Genomic DNA, 17,998 nt, shown 5'->3' on the forward strand with positions numbered 1-17,998 from the left:
ATGGTGCTCCTGATATCTCTACAAACGTCGTTGTGAAGTTCCCCAAGGCTGAGGTTCTCGTCAACGGGTCCAGGACCATTGGAATGCCGTTGGCGAACTGCTCAGCCGTGGTGATTCGCCTAGGCTGCTAAGAAACTCATGCCATCGACCGCCGAATTTGACTGTGACCCCCGTTTCATGCCCGGGGTCGGGCCCGTCCGATGGCGAACTACTGAGCAACCTTGGCCTCGCACCGCTCAATGAGCTCGTCGCGATGATTGGAGGGGAATCGATGCATATGGCGCTCTATCGGCCGACCGCGGGATCACCGCACAGATCCGGGTGCCCTTGCCAGGAGTGGACGTCACCCGCAGCTGACCGCCACACTCCTCTACGCGTTGGCGCATGCCCGCGATTCCGTGCTTGCCAGGTTGGTATCGCGCCGGATCAAATCCTCGCCCCTTGTCCGCGACGACCACGACGACATTGCGCCCGCCCTCGAGCAGGCTGACTCTCACCTTGTCGGCGTGCGCGTACCTGCCGACGTTCGTCAGAGATTCCTGCACCATCCGATAGATAGCCAGTTGAGTGGATTCCGGCAGGACCACGCCCTGATGGACTACGGTGACAGGAATTCCCGTGCTAAGGGTGAATTCACGAGCGAGATGGTCCAGCGAGGCGCCGAGGCTCGCGGCACCGAGCGACGAAGGGCTGAGGCTGCCGACGATCCGGCTCTTAAAGTCAAGACCTGCATTGAGGGTTGCATTGAGATGTTGAAAATGCTGCTCGATATCCTTGTCGACGTCGCCAAGTTTCATCTTCACACATGCGAGCTCCAGTTTGGCTGCCGTCAGGATCGACCCCAGCTCGTCGTGAAGTTCGCGCGCCAAGCGCGTACGCTCTTCTTCGCGAACTCGCCGAATTTGCAGATCCGAGGCCGCAATCCCTGGGCAGCAAGACGCGTTTTTGCACTCGGCTGTCTCCGGACGTGACAAATTGTCGGTCATGATCTGCCTTCCATATACTGCTAGGGAATCAATCGATAGTAGGGATGCTGCAGACAAGGTGATTGACCTGCATCAAGGGTTGCCCTAGAAAACCCTTGCTCGTCCGCGTCGCATGGCGGGCATTGGCCGCCGCAGCCAGACGCTGGCTTAGTCGCCACATGCTTCATATCCGCCGGACTGGTCGCCTCCAGCAGGCGAGCGTGAAACGAGCCGATGTCGAATCCGAACGACGTGCTCAACGATGATCGAACGGCCAGATCGCCAAACTACAGACCGCGGGAGTCGAGGATCGCCGTGAGTGCTCGTTCGAACTGCAATCCCACCGCCTGCAAGGCGAACTTCAAGCCTTCACCGTGCTGAACCCTGTTTGGGTCATCCCTGTTTACGAAACCTCGACGGAGCTCGTCGAGTTCTTGCACCAACTGCGCGCGGCTTTCCCTGATTTGACTCAGAAGCGTCTGAACTTCAGGGGCAGCTGACGCATCGATAGAAGGCTGGCTTGCCTTGGCCATCAATTCGTCGATATGTCGAAGATGGGATTCCGATTCACGGATATGTTGTTCAACAAGACTGTCTATGCTTTGCATGGCTTCCTCCATGGTCGCGAATGTCTTGCATTCAGCAGATCGTACGGGTCAGGGAATTGCATGAGAAGACGCCAGTATTCGCAGATCTGCCTCGTCCAGACTTGATCCGTATCAATCCCCGCACCGCCGCGATTGATCGTCACGATGCCCGCCGCAGGTCAAACGGCGGAGGCCCGGCGTGTGGTGATTTCGTCTGCCGTCGTTTGCATGCGACAGGCCTGGCCTCTCGGCCCAGGCGGGCATACCCACTGGCGCAGGTGCCAAGATAAGCGACGAAGTGACCAAGAGTCACTTTCCAGTTCGATGCGCTCCCGCTCCAGGTCAGCCTTCTCCGTGTCGGCCTGGGAGTACACAGAGACAAATTCTCCCGCCGCCTGTGACATGGCGCCGGCCACGAGACCGGCCACGGCTGTCGTCAGGAGTCGCGATTCGTCGTCGGCTGTTCCGACGGGAATGCGAACAATATGTCGGAGGAGGGGCGCGATCGATACGCCGGCCTCATTCTGAAGCACGAGCGGGCCCGCATGAGAAGTGCATCAACGGACCGCAACGCCACCAAGGACGAGGCGCGGCTGGGGTAGTACTTGCATGCGTGTGCCGGTTTCGGTCACACCGGGAAGAAGCTGGAACGCTGTCCATCGTTCGAATGCCAAGTTTCCTTTCAGGATGCCTCACCTGCTCCTTTTCTCAGCTCTCGGCGGGCGGCGCCCACTCCTGCGTTTGATGCAGATCAAGGCGAGGATCCTGGACAGGCGCATCTTTGCGCTCTGCTTGGCTGACCCACCCGCCGATCGGGTTTGCCGGACTGTCCGGATTGGTCGCCCGAGAGGTCCCGTGGCGCCAACGCTTTTCTGAACTTACTCACCCATAAAACGAGGTTCCTCATGTACAGATTCAGCACCACACTCAGTGGCATGTCGTTCGAACAAGCGCTCTCCAAGACCGTTGCGGCACTGAAGGCCGAGGGCTTCGGCGTGCTGAGCGACATCGATGTGCAGCACGCCATGAAGGAGAAGCTGGGCGTGGAGATGGCACCGTATCGCATCCTGGGCGCATGCAATCCGCCACTGGCGCACCAGGCTCTCCAGGCCGAGCCCGACATCGGCCTGCTGCTGCCATGCAACGTGATCGTGCGTCAGGAGGCTCCCGACCGGATGGTGGTAGGTTTCCTCGACCCGCAGGTGATGACCCAACTGGTTGACGATCCCTCCGTCAAGACCGTGGCCGACGAGGCAGCGCGACGCCTGCGCCGTGTATGTCTGAGCCTTGGACCACTTCCTGGTCTCTGAAGGACAGGGTGTTGAACTCCGTGATGTCAGTGAGCCACTTCTCGTTGGGCGCGGCAGCCCGGAAGTCTCGGTTGAGAAGGTCATCTGGCGCGAGACGGTGGTCGATACCGGAGACCGGCCCATCGTTCACTCCGATCGTGGTGCCTACTATCGCTGGCCAGGCTGGCTCTCGCGCATCGCTGATGCGAAGCTTATCCGTTCGATGTCCCGCAAAGGCTGTTCGCCCGGCAATGCGGCCTGCGAGGGCTTCTTCGGTCGATTGAAGACCGAATGGTTCTATCCTGGCAACTGGCAATCAACGACCGTTGAGCAGTTCACTCAGGCCTTGGACTCTTGCATCCGCTGGTACAACGAGAAGCGGATCAAGATGTCCTTGGGCGCGCGCAGCCCGCTTGACTACCGACGAAGCTTGGGGCTCATGGCATAAACAGTCCAAGTTTTTAGCCGCATCCCCAGTGGGGCAGATTTACTTCGGCGTTGACACATTGATGTCGCTGTGGCTGCTCGAGCGGTTCGGCTTCTCTCTGACCCAGGCCGGTGTGTTCTTCTTCTGGACCGGTCTTCTGGGCACGCCGTCCCAGCTTGCCGCCGCCGTGGTGGCCCGGTGCATCGGTCTGCTCAACACCATGGTCTTCACGCACCTGCCGGCCAACGTCTGCCTGGTGCTGGCTGCGCCGTTCGCGGCCGGATGGATCTCGCTGCCGCTCGTCGCCTGCGGGCTGCTGAAGATCAGTTACGACCTGGCACTCTGGCGCGCGATGCGGCGGGACCGGCTCGACGCGGAGTGAAAGCCGGCATCGCCGCCGCCACGCCCTAGTCGCGGCGGCGCTCGGCCCCGGTTTCGCGGTAGTGGCGGGCTTTCTCTTCGTACATCGCGCGGTCCGCGCGCTGGAGGGCCGCGTCGAGCTGGTCGCCGGCGTCACAGGTCGCCACGCCGATTGCGAGGTTGAGCACCCGCCCGCTTTGCCCTGCATAGAACTGGTTGTTCAGCTCGAGCATGGAAGCGATGCGATCGCGCATGGCCTCCGCCCCGCGCTCGTCCGTTTTCGGCAGCACGACGGCAAACTCGTCGCCGCCAATGCGCGCGGGCCAGCCGGGCTCGTCGACCGCCTTGCTCAGCACCTCGCCCACGCGCCGCAGCAGCGCGTCGCCGGCGGCGTGCCCTTCCTCGTCGTTGACGGGCTTCAGGCCGTTCATGTCGATCACCAGCACCGACACCGGCCACGGGCCCTTGCGCGACAGCCGGTTCAGTTCTTCCGAGAAGAAGGCGCGGTTGCGCAGCTGCGTCAGCACGTCGTGCTTGCCCAGATATTCGAGGTAGGCCTCGGCCTTCTTCCTGGCCGTGATGTCGATCAGCGACACCAGCACGAGATCCCAGGTGGCGAGCCGGTCTTCGAGCACCGCGAACTGCATGTGGATGTTGAGCAGGTCGCCCGTCAGCGCGTAGTTGATGACCTCCCGCTGCTGCTGCATCTTGCCGTTCCAGAGGTCCTGCAGCTGCTCGGCGAAGGAGTCGTGCATCTCGTCGCGAAAGATCTCCGAGATGTTCTCCAGCAGCTCGTTCTTGTCGGCCGCACCGAACATGCGCAGGGTCTCGCGGTTGACGTCGATCACGCGGATCTCGCGCATGCAGCGCGTGATGAACTCCGGGTGTACCTTGATGAAGGTCGTGAAGTCGCTGATGCCCCGATTGCGTATGTCGTCGAGCAGGACCTTCACCGCACTGAAGTCTTCCACCCACAACGACACCGGCGAACGCTCGAACAGCTCGCGCGCATAGCGCTCGCTTTCCAGGCGCAGCTGCTCGGCCCGCACGCGCTCGGTGATGTCGTCCAGCGACACCAGCACGCGGTCCCACGTCGCCTCGTGTCCGGGCAGCACCTGCACGCGCACATGCACGTCGAGCCTGCGGCCGTCCAGCGCATAGTTGACCGTCTGGTTGCCGAAGCATAGATTTCCGCGCCAGAGCTGGTCCAGCTCGTAGATCACGGGCGCGGTCATGTCGTCGCGGAAGACGCTGTCGAGCCGCGACAGCAGGTCGGCCTGGCTCTGGGCACCGAAGAGGGTGAGCGTGCTCTGGTTGACGCTCAGCACCCGCAGCTGCGCCATGCATTCGCGCACACGCTGCGGCTCGGCATTCAGGTGCTGTACCAAGTCCACCACGCCGGCGCTGCGCCATGACTCGAACAGCTTGCGCAGTCCGCTGTAGTCCTCGAGCCAGAGCGACATCGGCGCAAACTCGAACATCGATTCGTAGTCGGTGGAGGAGGGCATGGGTTTTCCTTCGTGCGCAGGATTGTGCCCGCAATGATGCACCCTCCGGCAGGCTGAAGCCTCAGCCGCATTCCTGAAAGCGCTTGCATTCGGCCGTGACGCGGATGGACGTCAGCGTGTTCTCGCCATCGATGTGCTTCGCGGTGAACCTCACCCACGAACCCTCCGCAATGCCGGCCAGCAGCGCCCGGTCTCTCACCCTGAACCTCTGGACCGTGAAAGGAATCTTGGCCCTCGGAATCAGCTTCAATCGGACATACAGCTTGCCGTCGGCCTCCTCTCTGGCGGAGACGAGGCGCGCATATGTGGTCACCGGCGCTGCTTCTGCAGCGGCTTCGACCGGCCGCGGTTCGGCCGATCGAGCAGCCGCTCCATCCACGGTGGCGAGGCTCAACGCAGTCATGAGGACGAAGCGCAGCATATTCGTGGGGGAAGTGAAGCTGCCGGCGATTCTGTCAGGTGCAACCTTCGGCGGAGCCAAAGATGGGGCCTGGAAGGTCTCAACCCGATAATGCGGTCCCTTGTCCGGATCCAGAAAAAAATGAGTGCCGCAGATTTTCTTTTCGCCCCTGAGGTGCAAAAGCTCTTGAAGGTCGTCTACGCGGCTCCCGACCAAGCGTTTGCGCCAGGCGAGCTTGCCCGGCGTTCGAAGCTCGATCCCGCCGAGGTGGCGCGCACGCTGGAGCACCTCGTCAGCAGCGGCATCCTGAAGAGGCAAAAGCCGAAAGCGGACGAGCCCGACACCATCACGCTCGACCGCTCGTTCATCTTCCACGATGAACTGCGCCGCATCGCGCTGAAGTCATTCGCCGCCGCTGAACCGCTTCGCTCGATGCTGCGCAGCAAGTTCAAGGATTCGGTCTTGCGTGCCTTCCTGCTGGGAGAGGACAAGGACGGCACCGTGGAGCTCCTGGTCGTGCATGGCCAGTCGATACCCGATGAAGCCGCCATGACGGCCGCCTGCCAGAAGCTGTCGAAGACCATCCACCGTCATCTGAAGGTGCATGTCATATCCAGCCACAGGTTCAACAGCCTGGCGGTGCGCGACCCGCTTGCGTCCAAGCTTGCGGCGGCTTGCGCGCTCGAGATCATCGCGCTCGGAGACACGAAGGCCCAGCTGCCCGTCGAGCGGTTCGGGCTCCTGCAAAGCGCGAAGAAGAAGCTGGCGACGCTGTCGCGCCCGTCCTCCTGAGCCGCGGGACCTGTTCGTGCATGGGCGCCGGCGTTCGGCGAGGCGCCTACGTGACGTAGTCGCCGGTCGCCTCGGGCTGAAAGAGGATTGCCGCGACTTCCGCGGCGCATGCCTCTCCGTTCGGGGCTTGCCACTTGGCGGTGTCTCCGACCTTCAGCCCGAGCAGGCTGTTTCCGACCGGCGACAGCACGGAGATGCAGCCGTCCGCAGGCCTGGCGTCTTCGGGATAGCAGACGGTCAGCGTCTGCCGCCGACGCGTGTGCACGTCGACGATCTCGACGCGCGAGCACATCGTCACGATGTTGCCGGGCACGGCCCTCGAGCTGGTCACCTCGGCACAGTCCAGAAGATCCGCAAGGCTGGGCGGCAGGTTGAGCCGGGGCAGCTTGTTCAGGCGGGCGAAATCAAGTTCGGTGAGCGTGCGCTCGCCGTGGATCGTTGCATGCATTGACGCACTCCATTCATGCGGACCCGTCGGTGGACGATGGCCGCGGACGCGCGGGACTTGTGCCCGGCGGTGGATGGTTGCGCTGAAGAGAAAGGAGGAAAAGGAAGCGACCGCCGGGCCTAGAGATGTGGAGGCAGTTGCCTGCGGCCCGCCTTCAGGGCCACGCGTGCACGCGCGCACTGCGCTGCAGCAAGCAGCGCCGCGGCGGGGGCGTGGATGAAGACGAAAGGGGCCGACATGTCTCGTAGTCTATGCAGCGCGCCGCGACCGGGCAAGCAATGACCTCAGGGTTCTTGCCGGATTGCCCGTTGTCCCGCTTCGATGAGGCCGGAAATGCAAGACCGCAGGGGAGGGGTCTGGCCGCCGCAGTGGAGTTGGCGTTGCGGACTTTCCCTCGACCTCCCGGTCCGAAGCGCCTATAGTGGCCTTCGAGCCTCCGAAGCACGAGTTGCCGTCCTGCTCCCAGCCGCGTCGTGTCCCGAGCCAGGAGGTTTCATGCACCGTTTCCTTTTCAACAATCGCGACGAACTGATCGCGAGGTGCAAGGCGAAAGTCGCACAACGCCCGTTGCGCGCGGCGACCGACAAGCAATTGGCCCATGGCGTGCCCATGTTCCTGGACCAGCTCACGAGAACGCTCGCCGCGGAGGACGAGGACGAACTGGACCTGAGCATCGCAATCTCGGGGCCCTCTGGCGGCGATACGCTCGCCCTGTCGGAAATAGGCGTGAGCGCCACCGCGCACGGCAAGGAACTGCTCAATCTCGGCTATACCGTGGACCAGGTCGTTCATGACTACGGCGATCTCTGCCAGGCCATCACGGACCTCGCATTCGAGCGCGACGCGCCATTTGCCGTGGTCGAGTTCCGGACGCTGAACCGCTGCCTGGACAACGCCATTGCGGACGCCGTCACCGAGTTCAGCTCTCAACGCGATGCGCAGATCTCGGTGCAGCATCTCGCAGGCGAAAAGCAGCGGCTCGGATTTTTGGTTCACGAACTGCGCAACTCGCTCGGCACGGCCACGCTTGCCGTGCGTGCGCTCGAGCTGGGCAACATGGCCATCAGCGGCGCAACGGGCGCGGTCCTCAAGCGAAGCCTCTCCACGCTCGGTCTGTTGATCAGCAGGGCCACGGCCGAAGTGAGGGGGGAGGGCGCGGATCAACGCCAGACCTTCTCGGTGGCCTCCTTCATTGCGGACGTGGACCTGGTGGCCCGGCTCGATGTGGCGCGCAGAGGCGCTGTCTTCGAGGTGCGAACCGTGGACCCCTCGCTGGCGATCCTGGCCAACCGGGACCTGCTTCATGCGGCGCTGGCCAACCTGCTGCAGAACGCCTTCAAGTACACCCAGGAGAACTCCATGGTGACCCTGAGTGCCTATGCCTCGGGCGAACACGTCCTCATCGATGTCGAGGACCATTGCGGAGGATTGCCGCCCGGCGGAGCCGCAAAGATGTTCATCCCTTTCAGGCCGAACAATGACATCAGGGCGGGTCTGGGGCTTGGGCTTTCGATCGCTCGTCAGAGCATTGAAGCGGACAACGGAACATTGACGGTCCGGGACGTGCCGGGCTCGGGCTGCGTCTTCACCATCAGCCTTCCGCTTCGCTCTCTTGAGTAGGCGGCAGGTCCGCTGCATTGCGTACGCCAGCTTCAACTGGCCGCGCTGCGAGCCTTGGCTTCCGCGGCATGGAGTTCTACGGCTGCCAGGACCAGTTCGGGATCTCCCGCGAGACGCTTCACGTCAATGTCGATGAACGCCGCGCCGGCTGGGCTGCCCGGCCGCCGTCGTCCTCAAGATCTCCGATCCCGGTCCTGCGCTGTGAACATATCCACAAAACCAGAGTCAAGCCGCTTCATGAAGAAGCGGGAAAGATCGTCGCAAGAGCTGTCTGCCGAGGCCGCAGCCCCCATGTTGGCTGCGCCGGGGAGTCTTCCCCGTTTGGCCGTGTTCAGCGCTCTGCTTCGTGCCGGGCACGATGGAAAGAACCTGACGGAGGTTCAGACAGCGACTGTCCTGCCGGCATCGACGCTGGAACATCACCTCATGGCCCTGGTTGGGGCCGGCTTGGTGGCACAGCAGCGAAACGGCCGGGAGGTGATGTGCACCGCTCGTTTCGAACAGATTCGTCATCCGCGGCGCTGCCCGCGTTGCATGATCGCTCGGGCATTTCGACCAGGACCATGGCGGAGCGCGCACCTTCCTGGCTGTGAATTTCGGAAGAGAGTGACTCTCTCAAAGATCCGGAACGTCCGAAATTTTTGGTTCCTTTTCAGACATCGCACTCGCGGCTACGCCGCGATGGTCTCGCACGAAGCCGCCTGCACCGGAACATGCGCGCGCTCTTCCTTGATGCGGTTGGCGCCGTCCACGAACACCAGCTTGGGCTTGTAGCCTGCCACCTGGTCTTCGGGCACCAGGCCGAAGGCCGCGATGATGATCAGGTCGCCCACCGAGGCCCGGCGGGCGGCCGAGCCGTTGACCGAGATGATGCCGGTGCCGCGCTCGCCGCGGATCGCGTAGGTGACGAAGCGCTCGCCGTTGTTGATGTTCCAGATGTGCACCTGCTCGTTCTCGGCCAGGTTGGCGGCGTCGAGCAGGTCCTCGTCGATGGCGCAGGAGCCCTCGTAGTGCAGTTCGCAGTCGGTGACGGCAACGCGGTGGATCTTGGATTTGAGCAGGGTGCGGAACATGGGTGAACTCTTTCTCTCTCTGCGAAAAGGTGGATCGGTCTGGCGTTCATCGATGAGCACGCCAAGGCGAAGGGTGCCGTTCAGTGCGGCGGGCGAAGCATGGTAGTCGCCAACGGCGTTGGCGTCAGCGCCTGTGCCGTCTTCATCGCGGGGACCTCCGGCGCTTCGGACCCGCACGCTGTGCTTGCCCAGAGGCCGGCCTGCGGCCGCTTTCGAGTCCTGGCAGCTGTGCAGCGCCGCGCGGCTTCGGTCTTTGACAATCCCGCCCGACTCGCGGAGCCGGCCATGTCGCACGATCTCTTTCCTTCGCGTTCCTTCGAATTTTCCGATGTCGTTCATCTTTTTGTTCGCGAAGCCGCGGGCAAGTACCGCCCGGCTCAGGCCGATGAGGTGCTGCTCGCGGCCCGGTGATCGCTGGCGCGGCGGATGCGCCGTTGCCACGCCTTGACTTCGCCTGCGCTGGTGCAGGACTTTCCGCATCTGCGGAATGGGGGCTGGGGTGCGAGGTGCTCGCCGTCGAGACCTGGCGTCCGACGGCACTTGCAACCGGTGGGAGGGCGCCGACGGCAGGCGCGAGTTCGCGATGACTCATTCGCACGCACCTGACAACCACAATCCGTGTGATGGATTTGCCGCAGCCGCCATCTACGAAGACGATTTGATACGACTTGCGAAGTCGAGCAGTGACTTGCGCTGTTTGGCGTTTAGCTGACCGAACCACAGGATGAGCTTGGCGAGTTCGTCATCCGCTGCATAGAAGTAGGGGGCCGGAACGCCAAGCTCGTCTGCCAGCCGATGCGCGAAAGAAATGTTTGGCTCATGGACACCGCTCTCGTATCGAGAAATGCGTGCGCTGGCGGTGCCCTCATCCAGTCCCGCCTTAACGCCGAGCTTGTCTTGTGGCAAACCTGCCGCCAATCTCGCAAGTCTTAAGCGAGTCCCGAAGACAGAGCGAAGAGATGGGCTGGGAGGCATTCTACGATAGTCGTAAGTTCGACTTTTCGCGTCTTTACGTTTTTCGTAGAATCAAGGCTTGCGCATTCCGCTTCAGGCAGGTCTCTCTATGCCCAATCGAGCAATTGCATCCCCTTTACCTAGCGCCCGGCCTCTGCGACTTCCGGTTTCGGTGACGCGCGCCCGGCCGCGGCAATCCGCTCCTGTCGTGCGCAGCCTGTCCGCTGTACGCATTGGGACGCAGGTGAGGGCGCTTCGCATGGCGGCCGAGGTGTCTGGCGGCGCGCTGGCCAAGACCTCGGGGATTTCTTCCTCGATGCTCTCGCGCATCGAGCGCGGTCTGGTCTCGCCCTCGGTGCAGACCCTGGAGCGTCTCGCGAATGGTCTTGGGGTGCCGACGTCGCGGTTTTTCGGGGACCAGGCGCGGCGCACGGACTTCTGCCATGTGCGCGCGGGGCAGGGCGTCGTCGTCGATCGGGTCGGGGCGGTGGCGGACTACCGTTACGAGCTGCTGGGCCACCTGCTGTCGGGCAACCTGTTCGTCGAGCCCTACCTGGTCACATTGCTGCCCGGCGCCGATCCCTGCGTGACCTTCCAGCACCCGGGTCTCGAGTTCCTGTACTTCCTGTCCGGGGAGGTCATGTACCGCTACGGCAGCAAGCCGGTGGCGGTGGGGACAGGCGACTCGCTGCTGTTCGATGCGACTGCGCTGCATGGCATCGAGGAGATTCAGGCGCAGCCGGTCTCGTATCTGTCGGTGGTGTTCACGCTGCGCGAGTGAGGGCAGAAGTGGGGCCTACTCAAGCAGCGTGCGTGAAGACGAGGGGTGCGAGAGAGGGCGTGGTGGAGACGGCCTCTCCCGCCGGTGCGTTGCCCACCTTGATGGCCGACTCCGGGATCGGCATTGTCGTCATGCGGTGTGAGGCCCCGTGTGAAACTCTTGCCATGTCCTGTCGGTTTTGAACACAAGCATTGCAACCACGCGTGTTGACCGACGGCGTCGGAGAGGGCCCATGTGCCGCGGTGCATGGAGGCGATGACGGTTCGAAACTGACCCCATGGAACATTGAACCGGGCCTCGGCAGACGCTTCAGGTGCCATCGGGTCTTCGGTTGCGACGGCACTGGACTACCGGGAGGGGCGACCCGGGGAGCCCAACGGGGGGTAGCTGGCCCGCACGACTTCCTGAAGCTGGCGTGCGGTGGGCAGCTTTCCCTTCATCGCGGCCGGCAGCTTGCCCTGGAGGTGGTACTCGGCCACGCCGATCGGGTTCGACTTGCTCTTGAGTGCGAACTCCACTTCGAGGTTGTCCTTTTCGGCGCACAGGATGATGCCGATGGACGGCGCATCGTCTGGCGCGCGCTCTTTCTCGTTGAGGAGGTTGAGATAGAAATCCATTTTGCCGGCGAACTCCGGCTCGAAGGGGCCGATCTTCAGCTCGATGGCCACCAGCGCCTTGAGGAAGCGGTGGTAGAAGAGCAGGTCGATGAAGTATTCCTTGCGCCCGAGCGTGAGCCGGTACTGGCGCCCGACGAAACAGAAGCCGTAACCCAGCTCGAGGATGAAGTCGCGCAATCTGTCGATCAGGTGGTCCTCGAGCTCGCGCTCCTTGATCTCGCGTCGGATACCGAGGAACTCGAGGTTGTAGCTGCTCTTGAGTGCCTCCTCGGCCTGCTCGGCAAAGTGCTCGGGCAGCGCCAGTGCGAAGTTGTGCACCTTGCCTTCGGCCAATGACCGCTCGTAGGCTTGCGCCTTGATCTGGTTGAGCAGCACGTTGCGGCTCCAGCCGAAGCGCGCCGTGGCCTTCAGGTAGAACAGCCGCTGGCCGGCATCTTCGAGTCTGGACAGCAGGTTGACGTGGTGGCCCCAGGGCACGGCCTCCACCATGTCTCGCACAGCTTGTGCGAGTTGTCGGTGGTCAGCGACCGCAAGCGCCTTGGAGCCGCGGGGGCGCTGGGTGTCGCACCCGCTTTCTCGCACAAGCTGTGCGAGAAACTCCGGCGCGGTGTAGGTCTCGTGAAATTGGCGCATGCGCCAGAGGCTCGCCGCGGAAAACCCGGCCGTCCCGGGGAAGGAAGCCTTGAGGTCGCGCGCCAGGCGATCGACTACCGCATCGCCCCATCCCTGGTGCGCCTGCTGTTCGCGGATGGCCTGCCCCATGTCCCAGTACAGCGCCACCAGTTCGCGGTTGACGGCGCGCGCGGCCGACAGCCGCGCACCGTCGATGCGGCGTTTCAGACCCTCGACGAAGCGAGCGTAGTCAAACAGGATGGGCGTGGTGGCAGACACCCGGGAAATATAGTGCCTTGCGCGCGTGCGGTGCGCCGGCGCGAGGCGCCGGGCGTGGGAGGACGAGCCGGTCACCGCGTCCCCCCTGTTGCGCAGCGCCCGCGCTGCTTCGCGCGGGCCTGGCGGCGCTCGTGCCGGCCACCGGTCTCTCGCGCACCGCTGGATACCCAGTCGTGGGGAGCGGCAGCCTGGCGGCCCGCGCCGCCGACGTCCAACGCATCGCCTCTGAGGTGGCGGGTCTCAAGCGCGCCGGGCTGCTTCGCTTCGCCTTGTGCGGTCTGCAGAGGGGAAAGAGAAAAGACAAGGGCTGTGGGTGGGCCGGCTTGCTGCGACCTGGAGGGTGGCACACCGTTCTCGCCGTCAAGGTCTGCGCGCGCCAGGGTGGCGCGCTGGCGGCCTGCGGCCGTCTTCGAACCCTGACTGCTGCGCTGCGGCGTGCCGGCGACGGTCCCGGGCCATCCCGCCCGCAAACCGTTCAAGGAGAACGCCATGGTTTCCAGTTGTCCCTTCCTCTCCGATGCGCAGTTCGACCTGCTGCTGGCCAACGGCCTGCAGTCGCGGGCACAGACAGACTTCGATCCGCCGCCCGTGGTCAAGCTCTTCACGCCCGACGCCGGCGCCACCTGGCTGCTGAGCGAGATCGACCCCGAGGACCACGACATCGCCTTCGGGCTGTGCGATCTCGGGCTGGGGTTGCGCGAGCTGGGCTGCGTGAGCCTCTCGGAGCTGGCCCGGCTGCGCGGCATGTTGGACCTGACGATCGAGCAGGACCTGCACTTCCAGGCCGGCAAGCGCCTGAGCGCCTGTGCGAAAGAGGCGCGCATGGCAGGGCGCATCCAGGCCTGAGGGCACGGCCGCCCTTTGTTTTTGTCGCTTTCGTCTTCTTTTGTTCCTGTCTCTCTCGCGCGGCGCGCCAGCCGTGCGCACACGCAAGGTGAAGTTCAAGGCGGCTGTCGACTCTGAGATCGAACTGTTGGCAGGACTGCTGAATCACGCCAACGTTCGTCGGTCCAGAACCATGGTTCCGTCGATGCGGTTTCGCTTGCGCGCGGACCGATGGGTGCGTCAAGTGGCCGTGCATGCACGGCAGAGCCCGATCGGTCCGCCTGTGCGGCGCGGGCGGTTGCGTGCATCGGGGTTGCGGCCTGTGCCGCTTTGCATCTGCGTTCGGGGCCGCCTCTTGACCGACGCATAGCGCGCACGGGCCGCTGTCCAGGGCTGCGGGCTTTGCCACCGTCCTCACCCGGTCCTCGCTGCGCTCGGCTGCGGCTTGCGGCCGGTCCCTGGACATCGGCCCTTTCGCGCGCTGTTCATGCGTCGAGGCGGCTCCGAAGGCAGATGTTCAACCACCGCGGCACATGCCGCAGAAAGGCCAAGCCATGCACGCGAACTCAACTTCCATCGCCACCGCGCATCGCGCGGGGACGCCAACAGCCACGGGCGTTCCCCCCGCACCCCCCGAGGACTCACCCAAAGCAGGTGAGGGTGCTGCCGAATCTGCGGACGCTGCTGCGCGGGGGCGGGACCGCATGGACGTGCGGCGGATCGTGACGGAACGGATCATCGCGATGCTGGAGAAGGGCGGCAGCGTGATGCGCGAACGCTGGACGCGGGCGGCGGCGCGCGGGGTGCCTCGCAACGGCAAGACCGGGGCGCCCTACCGCGGCGCGAATGTGCTGCTGCTCTGGGATGCGGCGATCGAGGCGGGCTACGCGTCCAATGTGTGGCTGACCTACAGGCAGGCGCAGCGCCTCGGCGCCCAGGTCCGCCACGGTGAGCGCGGCGTGCTGTGCGCGCACTTCGAGCGCAGGGCACGGGAGCGCCCTGACGACACCGACGATGTCCTCGCGGAAGGCGGCATGGATGAGGAGGCCCTGACGGCCCGCCCCGGTGGACGCGCCGGGGTTCTGCTGTGCCGGCCGTTCTGGCTCTTCAACCTGGCGCAGATCGACGGGCTGCCGCTCGAGGTCGTGGACCTGGGCATCGCCGCGCCGGCGGCCTCGCAGGAGCCGGTGGAGCGGGCGATGCGGCTGCTCGGGGGCTGCAATGCGACGATCCGGCACGGGTTCGACCAGGCGGCGTACCTGCCGGCGCTCGACGAGATCCGTCTGCCGTGGCCGCGGCAGTTCACGAGCGCCGAGGCGCAGTGCGCGACGGCGCTGCACGAGCTGGTGCACTGGACCGGCCATCCCGAGCGGCTGAACCGCAGCTTCGGGCGGCGCTTCGGCGATGCGGCCTATGCGTTCGAGGAACTGGTGGCGGAGCTCGGCAGCGCGTTCCTCCTGGGGCACTGCGGGCTGGTCGATGCCACGGTCGAGGGGCATGCGGCCTACATCGACGCCTGGCTGAAGGTGCTGCGGGCCGACCGCACGGCGATTTTCACGGCGGCGCGCCTTGCGGAGGAGGCGTTCGCGTACATCGTGGCGCGGGAGATGCCTGCGCTCGGCGGGTCCGGACCTATCGCGTGGCGGTGAGGGGTCGATGCATCGAGATCTGGTGAAGGCGGCGCGTGGCGATGTCGCGCGCCGGCCTCGCAGCCGGGCCGGTTCCAGGACGACGACGATGCTCCCTGAAAAGATTCGTCTCCTGAATGTCTCTATCGGGGACGCTCCCCAGGCGGGCCAGTTGCCCCGGACATCCACCTACGAGTTCCGGTATCTCGCGCCGGACGCGGAGCAGGCGACGGTGGCCCTGCTGATGCCGCCCAGCGAGCGCCTCACCTGGCAAGACGGCGACCTGTTTCCTCCGATGGGCCAGAATCTTCCCGAGGGCGAGCTGTTCATGAGGATTCGGGAGCTGTTCCCGAAACAGCCGATGACGCCGATGCACATGCTGGCGCTGGCAGGGCGCAACGGGATTGGCCGCTTGGGCTACAGCCTGCCCGGCCAGGGTGCACCCCCCTTGCCGCGCACGCTGAGCAAGGCCGAATTGCTGGGCACGAAGTACACGCCAGAGGTTTTCAGTGAGTTGGTGGCGGCCTACTTGAGCACGGGGGCGGGCATTGCGGGCATGCAGCCCAAGATCATGGTGCCGGACCGACCGACGGCGCCCATCCCATCACTCATTGTCAAGGCGGCAGGCGCGGCCTACCCCGGGCTGGCTGCCAACGAGTATCTGTGCCTGACGGCCGCCAAACGCGCAGGCATCGATGTGCCGTCGTTCGCGTTGTCCGACGATGGCCAGATGCTGGTCTTGGACCGCTTTGACCTGGTCGCCCATGACGATGGCCGGGTAGAGCGGCTCGGCTTTGAAGACATCGCGGCGCTGGCGGGGCTGCGGGTGCGCGACATCCTGTCGGACCGCAAATACCACGGCAGCTACCAGCGTGTCGCCGAGTTGCTGCGCCGGTTCCAGCTTCACAGCAGCAACCTGCATCAATTCTTCGAGCAGGTCGCCTTCTCCATCATGGTCCGCAACGGCGATGCGCACCTCAAGAACTTCGGATGGCTCTACCGCTCGCGCAAGGACGTGTGGTTGGCGCCCATGTTCGATGTGGTGACAACCTCCATCTACAAGTACGCCCAGTTCCCGGGTGGCCCTGAGCTCGAAGACCGGACACTTGCGCTCAAGTTGTTCGCGGGTAAACACCAGACGAAAGCCTATCCGACAACCGAAGAACTGGTGGATTTCGGCCGCCGCATCTGTGGTGTCGCCCGGCCCGTCGACGTGATTGACCGGATAGCGGGTGCCATGGGCAAGACCCTGGATGAGGCCAAGGGCGACGCGCGTGTCACCAGGGCGCTGTGGGAGCAGATGGCGCGAGCCTGGGAAGAGGGACGCGCGCACGCGCGATGAACGGGCGCGCCGGCCGGCCGGTGTTTTCTCTGCTGCGGTGCATGGCGGCGCTCCTCACATTTTGCCGGCAGCCATCTTCTTGAGGTGTTCTTGGTTCCGTTGCATCGCGCGGGCAAGTCCGTCAGGAGCAAGTCGTGAGCTCGCACCACGCACAACCATCGTCGCTGCCCACGCACTGGACACCCGAGCAGGTTCTGGCCGTCTTCGAGTGCCTGCATGCGCTGCGCGAGCAGCTATGGTCAATGTACGGATCGGCCGCGCAGCAGGCCTGGCGCGATCAGCTCGCGCCGCACTTGCCGCTGCCCGAGTTCGATCCTGACCACCCCTTCCGATCGCCGCAAGCACCTGGCTCAGAATGGCTCGAAGTCGAACTCGGATTCGTCAAGCAGTTGCCTCTGGCGCTTCAGCCAGCGCTTGGTCGCCGCCACATCGCCCAGCATGCGCATATCGCGTTGTTGCTCGCTCAACTCGGCTCGCCACTGGCGGCTCGTCTGCTCGAGCACCTCGCCGAGCTTGCGGGGGTTCATTCCCCAACCGGGTTCCAGGCCGAACTCCATGCGGAACCCCATCTCCACGTCGGCCACCTGCGACTTGAGTTCGGCCAACTGCTCGCCCAGCACCTTGTTGTAGTGCTTCAAGCGCTGGGCACCGGCGGTCGCGGCGTGGCTCGCATCGATCTGCTCGATCTCCAGTTGCAGCTCCAGCAGCGCGAGCAGGTCGTTGGCCGCATAGGCCTGGTTGACCCGTTGCATCAGCGCGGTCTTCTCTGCGCGTTGCCGCTCATCAGTCTCGCGATCCGGGTGCAAGGCGCTGGCAAGCTTGCGGTAGATCTCGCGCACCGAGTGGGTGGCCTGTTGCGCCTCGGCCTCGCGCCGCTGCCGCGCCGCGCTCTTGCGGCCGCGCGCCGACTTTGCCTCGCGCTCAGCTTCCTCGGCCGCCGCGCGGTCCTGCAAGCCTTGCTGCATGCGCGCGAACAGGTCCGCATCCGTATCGATCCCTTCCTCGTCGCCCAGGTCCAGCCCGGTCATCGCCTCCGTCAGGCCCTTCATTGCCCGCATCATCTCGCGCTGCTCGGTGTCGAAGTCCACCTGCGCATGCTTGTCGAACAGTGCCTTCAGCGCTGCGTCCTCGCCGCGCGCGGCCAGCAGTTCCCCCGTCGCGTCGCACAGCAGCTCGCGCAACGTGCCGCGCTCCGCCTTGGTCCAGTTGCGCTGATCAATCAGCGCATCCAACGCAAACACCCATTGCCTGCGTCCCGCGATCAAGTCTGCCTGCAGCGGCCTGAGCACCTGTGCATGCGCTTGGCGATACGCCGCGATGTGCTCGTGCCACGCCGCCAGCGTCTGCCGCGCCTGTGCGATCTGCCGGATGAGGCTGTTGAACCGCTTTTGCGGCGGCGTCAATGCAGGCCCGGACTTGTGCAACGAGATTTGAAGGGCATCAGTGCGCGACACGGGCCAGCTCCAGCTCCAGCTTCGATGATGCCGCCAT

17 protein-coding genes and 3 pseudogenes are annotated in these 17,998 nt (G+C 64.5%); 10 read left to right on the plus strand and 10 right to left on the minus strand.

What is annotated here, in order from left to right:
* Positions 1-236 precede the first annotated feature (236 nt).
* The 3 genes and pseudogenes from EJO66_RS20225 to EJO66_RS33305 all read right to left on the minus strand — a co-directional run.
* Entirely contained in the window at positions 237-986 is a 750-nt protein-coding gene (locus tag EJO66_RS20225; RefSeq protein WP_125965910.1) for a sensor histidine kinase, read from the minus strand.
* Positions 987-1,252: 266 nt separating this feature from the next.
* Positions 1,253-1,573: a hypothetical protein gene (locus EJO66_RS20230; RefSeq protein ID WP_125965911.1), complete on the minus strand. Its 321-nt coding sequence runs from the start codon at positions 1,571-1,573 to the stop codon at positions 1,253-1,255.
* Positions 1,574-1,866: 293 nt separating this feature from the next.
* Positions 1,867-2,085, minus strand: a pseudogene (locus tag EJO66_RS33305) (VIT1/CCC1 transporter family protein); the annotation flags it as partial.
* 372 nt (positions 2,086-2,457) lie between these two features.
* On the opposite strand from EJO66_RS33305, the gene EJO66_RS20240 reads away from it, so the two are divergent.
* The 3 genes and pseudogenes from EJO66_RS20240 to EJO66_RS20250 all read left to right on the plus strand — a co-directional run.
* The gene (locus tag EJO66_RS20240) at positions 2,458-2,862 is read left to right on the plus strand and encodes a DUF302 domain-containing protein (protein ID WP_125965912.1); all 405 of its coding nucleotides are present in this window, start codon (positions 2,458-2,460) and stop codon (positions 2,860-2,862) included.
* A gap of 112 nt (positions 2,863-2,974) precedes the next feature.
* Positions 2,975-3,289, plus strand: a pseudogene (locus EJO66_RS20245) (transposase); the annotation flags it as partial.
* Between the two features lie 49 nt (positions 3,290-3,338).
* Positions 3,339-3,650 (plus strand): annotated as a pseudogene (locus tag EJO66_RS20250) (MFS transporter); the annotation flags it as partial.
* A gap of 25 nt (positions 3,651-3,675) precedes the next feature.
* Here EJO66_RS20250 and EJO66_RS20255 read toward each other — a convergent pair.
* Positions 3,676-5,136: a sensor domain-containing diguanylate cyclase gene (locus EJO66_RS20255; RefSeq protein ID WP_125965913.1), complete on the minus strand. Its 1,461-nt coding sequence runs from the start codon at positions 5,134-5,136 to the stop codon at positions 3,676-3,678.
* A gap of 61 nt (positions 5,137-5,197) precedes the next feature.
* Positions 5,198-5,557, minus strand: a complete 360-nt coding sequence (locus tag EJO66_RS20260) for a copper-binding protein (RefSeq protein WP_125965914.1) — start codon at positions 5,555-5,557, stop codon at positions 5,198-5,200.
* A gap of 120 nt (positions 5,558-5,677) precedes the next feature.
* Here EJO66_RS20260 and EJO66_RS20265 point away from each other — a divergent pair, with 120 nt between their 5' ends.
* The gene (locus EJO66_RS20265; RefSeq protein ID WP_125965915.1) at positions 5,678-6,328 is read left to right on the plus strand and encodes a MarR family transcriptional regulator; all 651 of its coding nucleotides are present in this window, start codon (positions 5,678-5,680) and stop codon (positions 6,326-6,328) included.
* Positions 6,329-6,374: 46 nt separating this feature from the next.
* Here the strand turns inward: EJO66_RS20265 and EJO66_RS20270 are convergent, their stop codons facing one another.
* Entirely contained in the window at positions 6,375-6,776 is a 402-nt protein-coding gene (locus EJO66_RS20270) for a GreA/GreB family elongation factor (protein ID WP_124959967.1), read from the minus strand.
* A 495-nt stretch (positions 6,777-7,271) separates the two neighbouring features.
* Here EJO66_RS20270 and EJO66_RS20275 point away from each other — a divergent pair, with 495 nt between their 5' ends.
* Positions 7,272-8,396 carry a sensor histidine kinase gene (locus tag EJO66_RS20275; protein WP_124959968.1) on the plus strand — a complete coding sequence of 375 codons (1,125 nt, stop codon included), beginning with the start codon at positions 7,272-7,274 and terminating at the stop codon, positions 8,394-8,396.
* A gap of 671 nt (positions 8,397-9,067) precedes the next feature.
* Here EJO66_RS20275 and panD read toward each other — a convergent pair.
* A complete protein-coding gene (panD, locus tag EJO66_RS20280) occupies positions 9,068-9,469 on the minus strand; it encodes an aspartate 1-decarboxylase (protein ID WP_124959969.1) in 402 nt (133 codons plus the stop codon).
* Between the two features lie 99 nt (positions 9,470-9,568).
* On the opposite strand from panD, the gene EJO66_RS20285 reads away from it, so the two are divergent.
* Positions 9,569-9,880 (plus strand): hypothetical protein, encoded by a 312-nt coding sequence (locus EJO66_RS20285; RefSeq protein WP_125965916.1) that lies wholly within the window; start codon positions 9,569-9,571, stop codon positions 9,878-9,880.
* Positions 9,881-10,114: 234 nt separating this feature from the next.
* Here EJO66_RS20285 and EJO66_RS20290 read toward each other — a convergent pair whose 3' ends face one another.
* Positions 10,115-10,444: a helix-turn-helix domain-containing protein gene (locus tag EJO66_RS20290; protein WP_124959971.1), complete on the minus strand. Its 330-nt coding sequence runs from the start codon at positions 10,442-10,444 to the stop codon at positions 10,115-10,117.
* Positions 10,445-10,631: 187 nt separating this feature from the next.
* On the opposite strand from EJO66_RS20290, the gene EJO66_RS20295 reads away from it, so the two are divergent.
* A complete protein-coding gene (locus EJO66_RS20295) occupies positions 10,632-11,204 on the plus strand; it encodes a helix-turn-helix domain-containing protein (protein ID WP_125965917.1) in 573 nt (190 codons plus the stop codon).
* Positions 11,205-11,551: 347 nt separating this feature from the next.
* Here the strand turns inward: EJO66_RS20295 and EJO66_RS20300 are convergent, their stop codons facing one another.
* Positions 11,552-12,712 (minus strand): PDDEXK nuclease domain-containing protein, encoded by a 1,161-nt coding sequence (locus EJO66_RS20300; RefSeq protein ID WP_125965918.1) that lies wholly within the window; start codon positions 12,710-12,712, stop codon positions 11,552-11,554.
* A gap of 489 nt (positions 12,713-13,201) precedes the next feature.
* Here EJO66_RS20300 and EJO66_RS20305 point away from each other — a divergent pair, with 489 nt between their 5' ends.
* The 3 genes from EJO66_RS20305 (at position 13,202) to EJO66_RS20315 (ending at position 16,507) form a co-directional block, all read left to right on the plus strand.
* Entirely contained in the window at positions 13,202-13,558 is a 357-nt protein-coding gene (locus EJO66_RS20305) for a DUF2958 domain-containing protein (RefSeq protein ID WP_125965919.1), read from the plus strand.
* A gap of 683 nt (positions 13,559-14,241) precedes the next feature.
* On the plus strand, positions 14,242-15,186 hold the full coding sequence (locus EJO66_RS20310) for an ArdC family protein (protein ID WP_125965920.1): 945 nt from the start codon (positions 14,242-14,244) through the stop codon (positions 15,184-15,186).
* A 7-nt stretch (positions 15,187-15,193) separates the two neighbouring features.
* Positions 15,194-16,507, plus strand: a complete 1,314-nt coding sequence (locus EJO66_RS20315; RefSeq protein ID WP_240648621.1) for a type II toxin-antitoxin system HipA family toxin — start codon at positions 15,194-15,196, stop codon at positions 16,505-16,507.
* A gap of 350 nt (positions 16,508-16,857) precedes the next feature.
* On the opposite strand, the gene EJO66_RS32605 is transcribed toward EJO66_RS20315, so the two are convergent.
* Positions 16,858-17,961: a J domain-containing protein gene (locus tag EJO66_RS32605; protein WP_124959977.1), complete on the minus strand. Its 1,104-nt coding sequence runs from the start codon at positions 17,959-17,961 to the stop codon at positions 16,858-16,860.
* Between the last annotated feature and the right edge of the window lie 37 nt (positions 17,962-17,998).

Source organism: Variovorax beijingensis, assembly GCF_003951285.1.
GTDB classification, from domain to species: Bacteria; Pseudomonadota; Gammaproteobacteria; order Burkholderiales; family Burkholderiaceae_C; genus Variovorax; species Variovorax beijingensis.

Bases quoted from the DNA above. Each gene is read 5' to 3' on its own strand.
- EJO66_RS20270 (WP_124959967.1), bottom strand. From the start codon at position 6,776: ATGCATGCAACGATCCACGGCGAGCGCACGCTCACCGAACTTGATTTC.
- panD (WP_124959969.1), bottom strand. From the start codon at position 9,469: ATGTTCCGCACCCTGCTCAAATCCAAGATCCACCGCGTTGCCGTCACC.
- EJO66_RS20260 (WP_125965914.1), bottom strand. From the start codon at position 5,557: ATGCTGCGCTTCGTCCTCATGACTGCGTTGAGCCTCGCCACCGTGGAT.
- EJO66_RS20285 (WP_125965916.1), top strand. From the start codon at position 9,569: ATGGTAGTCGCCAACGGCGTTGGCGTCAGCGCCTGTGCCGTCTTCATC.
- EJO66_RS20315 (WP_240648621.1), top strand. From the start codon at position 15,194: ATGCATCGAGATCTGGTGAAGGCGGCGCGTGGCGATGTCGCGCGCCGG.
- EJO66_RS20310 (WP_125965920.1), top strand. From the start codon at position 14,242: ATGGACGTGCGGCGGATCGTGACGGAACGGATCATCGCGATGCTGGAG.
- EJO66_RS20225 (WP_125965910.1), bottom strand. From the start codon at position 986: ATGACCGACAATTTGTCACGTCCGGAGACAGCCGAGTGCAAAAACGCG.
- EJO66_RS20265 (WP_125965915.1), top strand. From the start codon at position 5,678: ATGAGTGCCGCAGATTTTCTTTTCGCCCCTGAGGTGCAAAAGCTCTTG.
- EJO66_RS20230 (WP_125965911.1), bottom strand. From the start codon at position 1,573: ATGCAAAGCATAGACAGTCTTGTTGAACAACATATCCGTGAATCGGAA.
- EJO66_RS20305 (WP_125965919.1), top strand. From the start codon at position 13,202: ATGGTTTCCAGTTGTCCCTTCCTCTCCGATGCGCAGTTCGACCTGCTG.
- EJO66_RS20255 (WP_125965913.1), bottom strand. From the start codon at position 5,136: ATGCCCTCCTCCACCGACTACGAATCGATGTTCGAGTTTGCGCCGATG.
- EJO66_RS20290 (WP_124959971.1), bottom strand. From the start codon at position 10,444: ATGCCTCCCAGCCCATCTCTTCGCTCTGTCTTCGGGACTCGCTTAAGA.
- EJO66_RS20240 (WP_125965912.1), top strand. From the start codon at position 2,458: ATGTACAGATTCAGCACCACACTCAGTGGCATGTCGTTCGAACAAGCG.
- EJO66_RS20275 (WP_124959968.1), top strand. From the start codon at position 7,272: ATGCACCGTTTCCTTTTCAACAATCGCGACGAACTGATCGCGAGGTGC.